Below are 16,440 nucleotides of genomic sequence, written 5' to 3' on the forward strand. Positions count from 1 at the left end.
CTGTGGCAGCGGCCTACGGCGGACGCTGACACTATTGTGGGTACTGTCGGCGACGATACGTTGAGCGGCGGCCGGGGCAATGACCGGCTGTTTGCTGCCGGTGGCAGGGATACGCTTTTGGGTGACGGAGGTGACGACACACTAACGGGATCGGCTGGTGACGATATTCTCGACGGCGGAACGGGTCGAGATGCCCTGTTAGGCGGACTAGGCAACGATATTTATCGTTGGGCGCGCGGTGACGGTCATGATGTGATTACGGACACCGGCGGTAACGACCGAATCGAACTGGGCACCGGTATTGCGCCGAAGAATATCCGTGTTCTCCGGCGCGACAATGACTTGATGCTTCGCATACTGGACACACATGAGACTTTGACACTTTCCAATAGTCTTTCGGGGCGTACCCATACACTTGAAACAATGTCCTTTACCGACGGTACAATCTGGACAAGTGACGATCTGATTGCTCGATCCTTTGTCGGGGACGCGTCGGATGACACGATGACTGGTACGGCTGCCGGCGATCGGATCGAGGGGCTGGGTGGCAACGACCAACTGAGTGGTATGGACGGCGACGATTTATTGCTCGGCGGCACCGGTGATGATGTGCTTATCGGTGGCGGTGGTGCTGATACTTTTATCTTCGCTGCGGGTGACGGTGCCGACAGCATTGCAGAGGTGAGTGATACTTGGCTCGATACGCTGAAGATTGAAGGATACGCTCTGACACGGATCCGTTTCTCCGCCATGGGTGACGACCTCATTGTACGCTTCACCGACAGCAGAGATAAAATTACGGTGCGTAACGTTTTTGCGGACGGTAGCGCCCAACCCATCGAACGGATCGAAGTCGCTACCGATGGCATTGTGTTATCCCTTGCCGATGTGCGGGCGCGGCTTGTTCCGAATGTGGCTGTGACGGGTGAATTTCTGGTCGGTACGGTATCAGCAGACAACTTGGCCGGTGGTGCTGGCGACGATTATCTCTCCGGTGGCGACGGAGCAGACAAATTGTCTGGCGGCGCGGGTGACGACCATTTCGACGATCTTTCCTCCGATGGCTTTGTAGACATTCTCACAGGGGGCGAAGGCCGCGACATCTATGCTTTCCTTCAGGTCCAGGCGACGACGGCTATAGTTGAAGCTGATACAATCACGGACTTCCAGCCTGGCATAGGCGGTGATGTCATTCGTCTTGCCTCATCCAACCCCAATCCGTTCGAAGGCGGTGGGCTGCGACTGTTTCAGTCCGGGAGCGATACGCTGATAGTAATCCGTGCCGCAACGGGCAGTGACCGGACAATTCTGCGTCTTGCCAGTGTCGAGGCAACAGCTCTGGTTGCCGCCAATTTCGATGGCGTTGCAATCGCTATCGACAATTCCGTCAACCTCGTCGATGGTGACAATGCCAGCCTACTCGCGGGAACCTCTCTGGATGACCGTATTGAAGGCCATGGTGGTGACGATACCATTCACGGCTTCGCCGGTAACGACCGGCTTTCCGGGGGTGCTGGCACCGATACAATCGATGGCGGCTTTGGTGATGACTGGATTGCAGGCGGGCAGGGTGCCGATCATCTTACAGGCGGTGCCGGCAGCGATATTCTGTCGGGCGGCACCGGTGACGATTTCATCGCCGGTTCCGGTGACGGAAGCATGGCAAGCGACATTGATGTACTGAATGGTGGTAAAGGCGACGACCGTCTGTCAGGCGGGGATGGTTCTGATATCTATCATTTCGCCCGCGGTGATGGTCGCGACACCCTAGTTGATGCAGGTGGCGTAAACCGCATCGTCTTTGCCGAAGGTATCGACGACGCCGATGTTTCCGTACGTCAGATAGATCACGACATTGAATTGATCGTTGCCAACGAAGGCGGACGAATCCGTCTTGTTGGTGCCCTGACCGGCTCCAGTGCAATCGAGACCATCGTTTTTGCCAATAATACGCTATGGACGTTTTCCGAATTACTATCGCGGTCGATGACGGCGTCGGATCGCGACGACCGCTTGGCCATTCCCATGACCCTGAATAACACCGGCTTTACCATCGAAGGGAGAGGCGGCAATGACCTGATACGCGGCGCTGCTGGCGACGATACGCTTAGCGGTGGTTCCGGCAACGACCGGCTGGAGGGTGGCAGCGGTAACGACACCTATATCTTTGGCCGTGGTGACGGGCAAGATACGATCAGTGACGTTTCTGGTATCAATATGCTGCGCTTTGGGGTCGGTATTGCCGCAAGCAACATCCGAGTTGTCGGCGGAGCCGCCAATATGGTGCTCGAAATTATTGGAACGGGCGACCGCATCGATCTCGGTACGCCGGCGATGTCTGGTATGGGTGTAGCGCGCGTTGTTTTTGCCGATGGCACCGTGTGGGACGAAAAGGCGTTGATCGCGCTGGCACGCACGCCGACTGCCGGCGACGACGTTCTGATTGCCGATGCTGGTGATGATAGGCTGTCTGGAGACGCCGGCGACGATCACCTCATTGGCAATGGGGGCAGTGATACTTTTGACGGCGGGCCGGGCAACGATCGCCTTGAAGGCGGTGCGGGTGACGATATCTATCACTTCTCGGCCAGCGGCGGACACGACCGGATTTCCGATGTGGCGGGCAATGACGTGCTGCAACTGGGCGCTGATATAGCCCCCACCGATATTTCCGTGGCGCAAAGTCGCGATGGTGAGGACATGACGTTGGTCGTACGGTCGACAGGCGCCCGCATCACCATGGAAAAGGCGCTTCGGTCCGGTCGTATAGAAACAATCCGTTTTGTTGACGGCACGGCCTGGGCTACTACGGATCTCCTCACGCGCACCGCATCGATCGGCAATGATGTCCTAACGGGCAATGATGAGGCTAACGTCATGGCGGGCGGCCTCGGCAACGACCGTTTGTCGGGAGGTGCCGGAGACGATATATATTATTTTGCGCGCGGTGATGGAAGCGACGTGATTGCCGACGCGGCAGCGTCCACCGGAGACCGCCTTGAGATTAGTGGTTACAGAGCCGGTGAAATCAGCTTTCATCGCCTCGGTTCCGGCAGTGACGACCTCGCGATCCGCTTCGTAGGCACAACTGATCAGATCGTAGTTGCAGATGGTCTTGGCGCGAATGGGAGGGGTATAGAGAAGGTTGTGCTGACGGATGGAACACAATTTTCCGTCCAGGACATTCGTTTTGGCATCCTTGCCAGCCTGTCGACCGCAGGCGACGACATCATCACCGGTACGGACAATGCCGATACGCTTTCCGCAGGAAAAGGCAACGATCTTATTGCTGGTGGACAAGGCGACGACATCTACCTATATCGCCGAGGCGACGGCGACGATCGTATTGAAGCTGTTGGCAAAGGACGCGATACGGTTCGCTTTGTCGACTACAAATCGTCAGAAGTCGTTTCCGCCTTGCGCGCTGGCCCTGATAGCCATGACCTTGTGGTAAGCTTCGCAGATCCCGAGGATCGGATCGTCCTTATCGGCGTTTTGGCGGCTGAAAATGGTTGGAACGGTGATGTTACAATACGTTTTGCCGATGATATCGTTTGGGATCGGGACGATATGCGCGCCCGCGTACTTATTGATAGCGACGGAGCCGGAAACGATAATGTCTACGGTTTCGATGGTGCCGATCGATTTGCAGCTCGGTCGGGCGACGACCGGCTGATTGGGGGTGAAGGCGATGATGTTTACAATTTCGCAAATGGATCGGGCAACGACACCATTATTGAAACCGGTGGTTGGGATACCGATGAAGTACGTTTTAACGATCTGCCCTCATCGATTGCCCATGTGGAGCGGCTTTATCGTGGCAGTAATGCCATTACAATTGGTTTTGCTGGCAATACCAGCGACAGCCTGACGATCTTCAACGCACTTGCGCAAGACGCCAAGGGCATTGAACGCTATGTCTTTGCTGATGGCGTGACCTGGACCAAGGCAAGCCTGCGTTCGCTGCTGGACAACAGAGCTCCAGACGCCGGTGATGATGGTTTTTTTACCGTTACGACTGGCACGGAACTTATCATTCATGCCGGAGACATTCTCCGCAACGATTTTGATGCCGATGGTGACAGGCTCCGAATTGTCAGCGTGGATGCCGGGAGAAGCGGTACTGCCCGTCTTGATTCCGAGGGCAATATCCGTTACTCGGCAACCGGAGGATTTTACGGCGCAACGTCGCTGACTTATATGATTTCTGATGGTCGTAATGGATTTGCTTCTGCTGAAATCGACCTACGTGTTCGTCCCGTGGCAACCGCATATCCAGATAGCGGTTTCAGTGTTGCGGAAGACGGTACACTGGCTATCCGTGTTGAGCGCCTTCTCGCCAACGACCTTGACGGCGACCGCTTGATCATAGGACAGGTCGGTAAAGCCCGCAACGGAATGGCATCTCTCACCAGCGATGGCAATATCACCTTCACCCCGACGCCCGATATACATGGCATTGCCGAATTCACCTATGTGGCTAATACACCAGAAGGCGGCCGGACCGAGGCAAAGGTCACCATTGCCGTGACGCCGGTCAACGATGCGCCTGTCACTCGTGACGATGACGTTGCAGCGACTGATGAAGGCAAGAGTTTCACGCTCGATCCGGCTCAACTTTTGACCAATGACCGGGATATCGATGGCGATAGCCTCACAATCCGGTCAGTCCAATCGAATGCCGATGTTTCGGTAGCCATCGGTGCGGATGGGCGAATACGCATAGCTCCCCGTGCTTATTATTGGGGGAATGCCTGGTTCGACTATGTAGCCGTTGATCCTAACGGCGCGACGGCCACAGGCCGGGTGCGTTTCTCGATTACGCCAGTTAACGATGCGCCACAAGCGCACGACGACCGCTTTGAGACCACCGATTCCGGCGGCCCTGTTCTAGAGGACATGCCAATCGTCATCGATTGGAAGCATCTGCTTGCCAATGACATCGAGCACGACGGCGAGACGATGACGGTGACTCGCCTTGGTAACCATTCTGGCGGCACCGCAAGGCTTCTGGAAAACGGCACCGTTTTGTTCACGCCGTACAAAGATTTTTTCGGCGAGGCTTGGTTCGATTATATAGTGGACGACGGCCATGGCGGTACGAGCGAGGCGCGGGCCACACTCGTCTACCAGCCAGTAAACGATTTGCCGAAAGCAAACGACGACAGCTATTACGATAAAACGCTGCCGATGCTCCGCGGCAAGGAAGATACAGTAATTGAGATTTCTGTGATGGAGTTGTTGAAAAACGATTTCGATCCAGAAGGCTTTACGGTTCGTTTCGAAAGTGCCGGAAATGCAATTCACGGCGACCTTGAAGTTACCGATCATGGCACAATTCGCTTCACACCGGATGCAGATTTCTGGGGCGAGGCAACCTTTACGTATCTTGTGTCCGACAAAGAAGGTGCTGTCGATGGTGCCACCGTCACGATGTGGTTCGAAAATGTCGGTGATGCTCCGCCAGTTGCCTATAGAGACATAGTCTATGTTAATGAAGGCGTTCCAACCCTTATTCCGATAGCTACGCTCTTGTCCAACGACGTGGATATCGACCGTGATCCTCTAACGTATCTCGGCTGGCGACGGACGTCACCTCTCGATGCTTTACGTTGGGGAAGCGAAGCAGGTGGAACGCTCAATGGTATCATAGAGGCGGATGCCAACGGCAATCTTCTGTTCACACCGAACCACGATGCCAGCAAAAGTGCAGGTTTTGTCTATTCTGTCACCGACAATGCCGATGGAAAGGATGAGGGGTATGTCCAGATCGTCATCGTGCCAACCAATGATGATCCGACCGTGGTGGATGACAAGGATATTTTTACACCACGCGATGCGCCGCTGGTGCTGCGCGTCACCCATCTCCTTGAGAACGATTATGACATCGAACAGGCCGATAAAGACGGAAACGGCATTATTGATGACGATCTCGACGATCCCAAGCGCTCACGTCCCGCTTTCGTCAGCATCGAAGGCGTGTTCGATGTCGATGCCCTGAAACGCGGAGAGCGTGTGTCACAAGGAACCTTCGAGGTTATCACTTGGGCGGGTGAACAATTCGTCGTCGTCCGTTTTCCCAACGGATTTAGCGGCAAGGTCGCGGTCGAGTACCGCATTGCTGATTTAGACGGGGCCACCGATACCGGTTTTGCCATGGTTGAGGTCGAGGAAACCTATAATGGCACACTGAATGGTAGCCGACGTATAGATCATCTCATTGGCACGCCCGGAGTTGATCTTATCCGTGCGTTTGATGGTGACGATCTGGTGCTGGCGGGCGAGGGCGATGACCGGATCGAGGCAGGATCTGGCAATGACCGGATCGACGCCGGAGCAGGTGACGACGAAATCGATGGCGGTGACGGTGCCGATCATATTATCGGAGGCACGGGTGTCGATACCGTCAGTTTTCAATCTTCGGACGCGGCTGTTCGAGTCGATCTTGATGCCCGGATCGGGCAAGGCGGCTACGCACAGGGTGACAGTTTTATCAATGTTGAAGCGCTCATCGGTTCGTCTTATGGCGATCGTCTGGCAGGTGATGCAGCCGAAAATCATCTAAGCGGACGCGCCGGTGACGATCACCTTGAGGGCCGTGGCGGCGATGACCAGCTTGCTGGTGGCGAAGGGAACGATGTGCTGTCCGGTGGCGCCGGTGCGGATAGACTTGATGGCGGAGCGGGCAACGATACTGCCGATTACAGTTTTAGCAAGGTGGGTGTTTCAATCGTGCTTGCCGATGGCACGGGCGTTGGTGGAGACGCGGAAGGCGACCGGCTGACCGGTATCGAAAATTTGATCGGCACAGATGCGGACGACCAGCTTGAAGGAGACGGTTTCTCGAATAAACTGTCGGGTGGTCGCGGTGATGATAGTTTGCGGGGTGGCGCGGGCGACGACGTCCTCACCGGTGGTCGCGGGGCAGACCGGATCGATGGCGGCGAGGGCATCGATATTGCCGACTATACGCTGTCAGATGAGGCGGTTGTCATCGACATGATGGATGGCAGCGCCGGTGGTGGTGATGCATTCGGTGACACCTTCTCCGGTATCGAAATTGTGGTAGGCTCCTATCATGACGATACGATTTATGGCGACAAAAGCGACAATCGCTTGCGCGGTGGCCGTGGTGCGGACCGCCTCGATGGGCGCGACGGATTTGACATTGCCGACTATAGCCGCGCCGACGAGGGTGTCGAGGTCGATTTGGCGACCGGCCGAGGTTTAACGGGCGAGGCGGCGGGCGATCGTCTTTCGAATATCGAGATGATTGTCGGTTCGCTTTACTCCGATGTTATAGTAGGTAGTCGCGCAGAGGATTGGTTCCAAGGGCTGCGGGGTGACGATCGTCTTTCTGGCGGTGCCGGTTCTGACACCTACGTGTTTGGCTTCGACCATGGACAGGATACCATCGTCGAACGCGGTTCCGACACCGATGTCGACCGTATCGATTTATCTGATATTGCGCCCAGTAATGTATCAGTGGTGCGCGAAGACAATGCGTTATTGCTTGAATTCGAACGGCAGGACGGTTTCCTGATTGATACAATCCGGGTTGCCGATCACTTCCTCGGTCGTGCGACCGGTATCGAAAGCGTGGCTTTTGCTGACGGAACCCGATGGAAGCGAGAGGATCTTGATGCGCTGCTGCGGTTGGGCCGGTTTAACGCTGCCGACGATATCGTTCGCTTTGGCTTTGAGGACCGCGTTCTTCTCATTGATCCGGCCACTCTCCTTGCCAATGATGCCCAGACTGGAACTATTGGCCTGACCTTTGTAGGTGTAGACCAGCCGATCAACGGTTCGGTATGGATGACCGAAGACGGTCAGATCGCGTTCCTCGGTACGCAGAATTATAATGGAGACGCTTTCTTCTCCTATACGGTGCGAGACGCCTATGGACGCCAGTCCCGTGCCCGTGTTGAAGTCAATCTATCGGCAGTCAATGATGCTCCGACTGCCGTCGATGATCCTGTCATTCAGGTGGTAGAGGACCAGATCGTACGCATTCGTATCGATAGTCTGCTTGCGAACGATTTTGACGTGGATGGCGATGCGGTTATCGAAGACCTGAGGATCGTAAAACTTTTACCGCTTGTCAACGAAGCCGGTAAGGACATTGATCGCTACCGACACGAAGACTATAAGTATGATGCTACCCATTCGGCCGGTAATTATTTCCCCATCCTGTCTGGTGACTATTTGGAGTTTGTCTTGCGGCCGGACTATTTTGGTCCAGCGGGTTTTCGCTACGTGTTATCAGACGCGCATGGCGCGACCGGAACTGGCAACGTGGAGCTATCGGTGCAGCCCGTCAACGACGCACCGCGCAGTCAAGAAAAGCCCTACTCGATTCGACTTGGGGTCGATACCCTTCTGACCGTTGGTGATTTGTTAAAAAACACCTACGATATTGAGGTCGATGCCATCACCTTCATGGGACTGCATAACGGTCTCGACGGCAATCCTGGTACCAACGGCACGGTTATTTTCGATGCTAATGCTGGCGTTATCACCTTCACGCCGTCGACGCTCGGCGTTGCGTCCCTTGATTATGATGTAATCGACGCCCGTGGTGCTGCAGCAACCCTTAAGTATCTTTTCGAAGTTCGTCCTCTCAACGATGCACCGGAAGCCAACAACGATTATGGATTCAGAACGTTCGAGGACCAGATTCTGATCATCGATCCAACAGTCCTCCTTGCCAACGATACAGATGAAAACGGTGACCGCCTGACGATCGATCATCTTGCCCGTTTCGCCGATGGTGGCAAGGTCCGGCTGCGTGACGACGGCATGATCGAATTCCGCCCGACCGCCGATTATAACGGTGCGGCTTCCTTCGAGTATACGATCAGTGATGGACGCGGTGGTACGGATAGTGCACGGGTGGCAATTACCGTTATACCTCGCAACGACGCACCTGTTCTACGCAACGATCTTGTAAGCGGGATTGAGGATACACCGCTGATTGTTATTCCCGGCGAAGTTTTCGGAAATGATTCCGATGGCGATGGCGACTTTATTTTCTTCAAGCGCGCAACTGTCCTTGGCCGTGTAAAACATCGGTTCTTGTCTGACGGCTACACGGTTGACGCCCGCATGGCGGACGGGTCTGCCCTTCCTTCGTGGCTGCATTTCGATACTGGTACCATGCGATTTGAAGGTCGTCCGCCGACCGAGACAGAGACTGCTTCGGTGGATGTCTGGGTTGAAGATCCCGCCAACGGAAACATCTTTAATTCTCGCTTCACACTTGATGCGATGAGCCTTAAGGACGGGTTCTCGGCCTACGAGCCGGTTCTCGAAGACTATCGAATTCGATCACCTTTCGCTGTCGATTTCCAGTTTGGGATTGGCGATATCGATGCAAAAACCAGCGTCATAGCAAGGCTCGCCGATGGTTCACCCTTGCCGTCCTGGCTGGCTTTCAACGATACAAATTTGCGTTTTACCGGTATGGTGCCTAAAGGAATGGAGGCGCATTTACAGGTAACTTTGGTCTTTTCCCGACCGTCCGAAAACGGCGGCAGTCCGCTCTTATTCGAAGATACGATTGAGCTCAATCCGCTGGCTTTGCCCACAGGCATTACCTATGACAGCGATTTTGCCCTGTTCGATATCAAGAATGGGACCGTCGCCGCTATGCTCGCCGGTGGTCGGCCCTTGCCCGATTGGCTGCTTTTCGATCCCGCTACCCGAAAGATCTCCCTTTCAGGCTTCGCCCCTGATGCCAATGCACCCCCAGCCCGTGTGCAAATCGTGTTCACACCCGGTCCGCGTGTTCTGCCAGAAAAGTTCTTTGCGTCGTCTGATCGGGGTTTCACACTGGAATTCGTTCTTGATCCTGCAGGCGATGTCGCTGCGCTGACAGCAGCGATCAGCACAGTGCTCGAAGGACACCCCTACTTTGCTGCGCAGGGTCTATTCTCGCTGAATTTGGCCGGAGCGGGTGCGATGTCTGTCGCGCGAGAAAGTGGCGCGCCGTTACCGTCATGGCTACACTTTGATGCGGAAACACTCAGCTTTACCGGTTCGCCACCACCCGCCTGGGTTGGTGCTTTGCCACTCCGTATCGATATTGCCTCTGGCGGTGCTCGACCGGAGATGTCGATTATAACTGAAGCCGTAATAGACGACATTTTCCAGATCGAAGAATTCGATGCACAATCTCGGTTGTCTAAAACCCATACGTCTACTATGGGCGGGATGGATCGGATCGACCTCAATATCGAGAAGGACTTCCACGGTTCTTTAGTCATTCGATATGATGCAACCGATGAAAAAGGAGCAGTTTCATCTAAACCCGCTCTTGTATTTTACAATATCAAACCTGCGCGGGAGCGGCCCGATACAAATTTAGATATTATTGCTGCTCGCGAGGGCCAAAGCGTGCGCTTTGCTGTGACCGATCTTCTCGCCAATGATTTTGACCGGGATGGTGATCCCCTCCGTATCGTCGATCTTGTGCAACCCAGCAACGGCACGTTTGTGATCGAAAGACAGCATATCGAGATTGCTCCGCCCCCTGCTTTGTCATCGCTGCCTGGTGCACGATGGGAGGCAACAATCAGTGACGGAGAGCGGCTGCCTGATTGGCTGTCTATCGACACAGAAACAGGAGTTCTGTCTGGCAAGGTGCCTGTCGATTTCGCCGGTGACCTCGTTTTTACCGTTACTCGGCGAGTCGGACTAGATATTCGCACCGCAAAACTGATGCACCACTTCGATGGCAATAGCGGTGCCTATGCTATTTACACGCCTAATGGTTCTTTTTCTGGGGATGACGTTTTCCAATACATCGTCACCGACGACCGGGAAGGAAGATCAAGCGGATCGTCGATCATGCGTGTTGCACCACTTCTCGACCCGCCAACAGCGGTTGAAGACAACCTCAAAACCTTTGAAGACACCAGAATGGAGATCGCGCCGCAACTCATTCTGGCCAATGATTTTGATGTCGATGGGGACCCAATTCGATTTTTGGGTGTTTCGAACGCAACAAACGGCACGGTAATCTTCGATGGCACCAAAATCGTGTTTACACCAAAGCATAATTTTGAAGGTACGGCCTCTTTTAATTACCTCATCACCGATGATCGTCATGGTGAAAGCCTTGGCAACGTCAAGGTCTCAGTCGTCTCAACCAATCGAGCGCCTACCCTCGCACACAACCTGTATTCAGTCGTAGAGGATACGCCGTTCGAATTTACTACGCTGCAGCTTCTTGAAGACGACAGCGATCCTGACGGCGATATCTTGGATTTTCAGTCACTGTCACGCACCTCAACCGGCGGGCGCATTCTTGAATTACCGAATGGGCGCTGGCAATTCGTTCCGGACGAAAATGTCTATGGCGATATCGGCTTTCGCTATAGCGTTAGCGATGGGCGCAGGGTGTCGGTCGCCAGTGTGACTTTCCGTATTGCGCCAGTCAATGACGGACCGATCGCCAATGCGGACGGGGCTGGCACGGCCAACGACCCGCCGGGTGTTTTCCGCACTAAGGAGAATCAGACTGTCTCTATAGATTTCGCAACGCTCGTCCATAACGATCGGGATGTTGAAGGCGACAGTTTCGAAATAGTCGAAATATTCGACGCCGATCAGGGCGCGGTTGTCCGCGATGGAACGAAGGCAGTGTTCACGCCCAATGCTGGATATATTGGTGATGCCGGTTTCCATTATCGGGTTACCGATAGGCTGGGTGCCTCGAGCGTTGGCTACGCAGCTATAATTGTGGCACCCGACGTGCCATTGCCGATTGCTGTGTCGGATACAGGTTTCGAGGTGTTGGAAGACGGCTTTATCGATATCGATCCTGCCGATCTCATGGCCAACGATGTTGCACCAGAAGGTACCACACTGAGCTTTGTTGGCCTGGCAGGTAGCGAGCGGCTGGCAAATGGCAATTATCGTGTCACCCCGCAACCAGATATGAATGGCGAACTCCGCTTGTGGTATTCCGTCAAGAATGAACAGGATTTTGCCGTCTCCGCAACGGTTACCATTCAGGTAATTCCGGTGGCGGACGCTCCTGTTGCCAACTCGGACAACTTGGAGATGGTGGAGGACACCCCGCTCGAACTGTTTACAAGTGTGCTACTGACCAACGATAGCGATGCTGACAAACAAGCGTTCGATTTAACCCGCATCGTCGCGTCAGAGGGCGTTGCAGTTACTGATCTCGGTTTCGGCCAGCTGCGGATCGCGCCGGAACCGGACTTCCACGGGGCGGGCTGGTTCGACTATGAGATCGAAGACAGTACCGGCCAGACGTCGACGGCGCGGGTCAAGATCTCCGTATCGCCGGTCAATGATGCACCCATCCTGACTCTTCCCGCCGTTTTTAAAGGAACAGAGGACCGACCTTTTTATGCCACACTTCCTGCTGACTTTGTCAAGGATGCTGATGGCGACGCACTGGTGGTGGAAGTCAGGGGCAGGAATGGCATGGTACTGCCAGAATGGCTCTCCTTCAATCCACAGACGCGGGTTTTAAGTGGCCAACCACCAACCAGTTTTAACGGGACGGTCGAGCTGGAAATTGCCGCCTCCGACACAATAGGGACGACTGTTCATAGCGTTCGGGTCTCTATAGCACCGGTCAACGATGCGCCGGTGGTCGTCCAGACACTTGTTCCACGTGTCGCAGGCGAAGGGGAACCATTCTCTATAGTCCTGCCGGTTGGAATGTTTGCGGATGTTGATGGCGACAATCTCGTTATCTCCGTAACGCTGGCCGATGGATCGCCACTGCCCGTTTGGATGTCCTTCGACGGATTTCGCCTGACAGGGGTGCCACCGATTGGGGCAGCGGGGCCTATCGATCTGCTTGTCACCGCCCATGACGGCGCGCTTGGCATATCCTCGCCATTCACACTGAATGTGAGTCTGGTCAATGACGCTCCTCGACTAATCAAGCAGCTATCGAACCATACGGTTACGGAGGATCAAGCCGTTAATTTCGCACTCGACACAACAGCTTTTGATGATGCTGATGGCGATGTGCTAACGTACTCAGTCCGCCTTGCGAACGGCGCATCCTTGCCGGACTGGCTGGTTTTCAACGGCGACCGGTTTGTCGGCCAGCCGCCAGCTCATTTTCATGGCACATTGCTGATCGAGGTGTCGGCCAGTGACGGATCCTTGAGCGTGAGCGACAGTTTTCAATTAACGATATCGGCAGAAAATGATGCGCCTTTCCTGTCCGCAACTTTGCCCGACGTTGTATTTTTGGAGGATACGGCGGTCTCTTTCACACTGCCGATTGGAAGTTTTATTGATAGCGATAATGATGCCTTGATCCTTACCGCTCATCTTTCCAACGGCAACGCGCTTCCTGATTGGTTGACCTTCGACGGTTATCGATTTGCCGGACATCCCCCATCCAATTTCAATGGGACAGTTGATATCAAAGTGAGGGCCACAGATGGCGTTCTAGCGGCAACCGGGTCTTTCGGCCTTCACATAACGCCTGTCAACGACGCACCTCAGCTTATGATAGCTCTGCCCGATCGGGACGCACAGGCCAACGTGCCGATTTCTATCGATGTTGCTAAAGATAGTTTTGTCGATGCAGATGGTGATACACTCTCTTACTGGGTAAAGCTTGCCGATGGCAAGCCGTTACCGGCATGGCTGACATTTGATGGTAATCGCTTTATTGGTACACCACCTGCCGAGTATGCAGGGAAGCTCAATATTTTAGTAAGCGCGAGCGATAGCAGGTTGTCGGCAGCGGATACATTCGCATTGACGGTCGCGCCGGTTGCTGGCGCGCCTATTCTGGATAAGCCACTCCGGGATATATTCTCTCAGGAGGACCGATTTGTATCCTTCTTTGTTCCTCTGGATAGTTTCCGGAAGCCGAACGGTGGTTGGCTACGCTATTCGGCAATGCTTGCCGACGGTCGTCCATTGCCCACTTGGTTACGCTTTGATGGAAACCAGTTCCGCGGCCAACCGCCTACTGATTTTCATGGCGATCTGGATATCCGTGTAACAGCGTTTGACGGCGTATCACGGGCGAGCGATGATTTTCGTCTTAAAATTATGCCAGTCAACGACGCGCCTGTTATCATAGGTCGCTTAAATAATGTATTGTCTCCGGAAGACACATCTGTATCTTTCAGCTTACCGGCAGAAAAGATCACCGATATCGATGGTGATCTTTTGACCCTTTCGGCCACGCTCATCAATGATGCACCATTGCCATCGTGGCTGAAATTCAACGGCAACGGTTTTATAGGTACGCCACCGGCCAATTTCACAGGTACTTTTTATATAAAGGTGACGGCAAGCGATGGTAAATCAACTACCAGTGACGTTATGAGGCTTACAATTACGCCAATCAATGATGCGCCGATACTAGTAGGCCCGCTCAACGATGTAATCGTGCTCGAGGATAGTTTCATTTCATTCGGAATTCCACCTCAAGGCTTCAGGGATGTGGAGGGGACGCGACTGAGTTATTCTGCAACGCAGGTTGACGGACGCCCGCTGCCATATTGGCTGCGCTTCAACAACCGTTGGTTCGACGGTGTACCCCCAGCCGATTTCACTGGTGCGATTGATATCCGCGTTATAGCTTCCGACGGGGTATCGACGACCAGCGATGATTTTCGTCTATCCATTCAACCTGTCAATGATGCGCCGTCTGTGGTAGCACGCATACCGGATATTGCCTCTCCAGAGGATATGCTCCTGTCCTTTACCATTCCGGCTGGGAGCTTTACCGATGTTGACGGGGATACATTGACCATTTCTGCAAGTCTTGCAAACGGCGACACATTGCCATCTTGGATGCAATTTAACGGTACGCAGTTTAGTGGCCTGCCGCCAGCGAATTTCAACGGCGCACTTTATCTCAAGGTATGGGCTAGTGATGGAGTCTTTACTGCGAGCGACTTCATGAAAGTAACAATCACGCCAGTTAATGATGCACCAGAATTGATTACGCCCCTTCATGACCTAACCTCGAAACACGGCGATTACATCCTCTCGGGTGTTCCGTTGGCTAGTTTCAGAGATCCAGAAGAAACAAGCCTTAGTTATTCTGCAGCTCTGTCGGATGTCCGTCCTTCGCCAACACGTCTAAGTTTTAGCGACGGGCTCACAAGACAACCAAAAGCTGATTTTATCAGCGATATTAATATTCGTCTAAATGCGTCCGACGGCGCATTTACGACAAGCAACGAGTTTAGCCCTATCAATCACGATATACAGCAAGCTCCAGTCATTACACCTTCTGCTGAAAGAGACGTAGATCCCACAATTCCTGCTGTACCGACGTCTCGGGCGATGGATGTCGAAAAAGCTTTTCGCTCCGAGCATATTATACCGCTAATTTTACAAGACTTAGCTGCGTTTGGCGGTAACCGAGGTGATGGGACTGCCCGGAACCACGAAAATTCTGTAAAAATAATTGATTACTTTGCCTAAGCGCCTGGCCGTGAAAAGTAGAATAAGCTCAGATCTTTATTTTTTCGTCTTAGTTTAATACTAGGCTGAGGTGACGAATTAATGATTTGGGCTTCCGTTTGAGGAGCAAATTTGATGGCAGCGAGAAAGCTCATCGTGTCTTCGTCGTAACGGGTTGCGATGCCTCTGCGCTGTTTGAGTTTACTGAAGAAACGCTCAACGGGATTGTGCTATCGATGAACCCATTTGCTAAAAGGAAACTTCCCTTCCGATTGCTGTTTGCAGGAATAATGGCCCAGGCCTGCCTTTGGTTCACAAATGCTCTTCTCGCGTCGGTATTGTAGGCCTTACCAGCCAACATGATCACACCTTTGGAAATTGTTTGTAACAATAGTTCCGACATGCGACCGTCATGGGCCTGACCGGCTATGAGCGCGATACGGATCGGTCGGCCATCGGCATCGACGACAGCGTGGATTTTGGTGGGCGAGCCGTCACGGGAACGTCCCATGCAGCCCTCGTCCTGGCCCCCCTTTTCCCGTCGCCGTATGCTGATGAACGCGGACACAGAAGCTGTCGATCATGACGATATCACCATCGAAGGCCTTGGAAATCTCGCTTAGAAGATGATCCCATACCCCCGCCTTGCGCCATCGCAAGAACCAGTTGAGCAGGCGGTATACGGGCCTATATCGATCAAGAAAATCTGCCCAAGGCGAGCCTGTCCGGAAGCGCGATAAGATGCCGTTGATGACCCGTCTGTCGTCAACCCGTGGCACCCCGCGCGGCTTATTCTGTAACAAGGGCTTAATAACAGTCCATTCGAAATCAGTGAGATCAAAACGGTGACGGGTCATTAGAAGCCTTCCAGGTAAGGCCTCAATGAATCAAAATCAAACCGATTTGCAAACCCGATTTATGAGTGCACGACCTAGGTGACCGACTCATAAGGTCGAAGCCAAATCGGGATTGAAGCGAGTTGGACGGAAGCGAGGAAATTATCGTCGCGTTTGT

At 53.8% G+C, this 16,440-nt stretch carries 1 protein-coding gene and 2 pseudogenes; 2 read left to right on the top strand and 1 reads right to left on the bottom strand.

Translation table 11 applies throughout. The features are described from left to right. Positions 1-1,587, top strand: a pseudogene (locus tag IFT84_RS21825) (calcium-binding protein); the annotation flags it as partial. A gap of 72 nt (positions 1,588-1,659) precedes the next feature. Further along, positions 1,660-15,447, top strand: a complete 13,788-nt coding sequence (locus IFT84_RS20990) for a tandem-95 repeat protein (protein ID WP_244651328.1) — start codon at positions 1,660-1,662, stop codon at positions 15,445-15,447. 110 nt (positions 15,448-15,557) lie between these two features. Here IFT84_RS20990 and IFT84_RS20995 read toward each other — a convergent pair. Continuing rightward, a pseudogene (locus tag IFT84_RS20995) lies at positions 15,558-16,283 on the bottom strand (IS5 family transposase); the annotation flags it as partial. Between the last annotated feature and the right edge of the window lie 157 nt (positions 16,284-16,440).

The sequence above is a fragment of the Rhizobium sp. CFBP 8762 genome (genome assembly GCF_014841565.1).
Lineage (GTDB): Bacteria > Pseudomonadota > Alphaproteobacteria > Rhizobiales > Rhizobiaceae > CFBP-8762.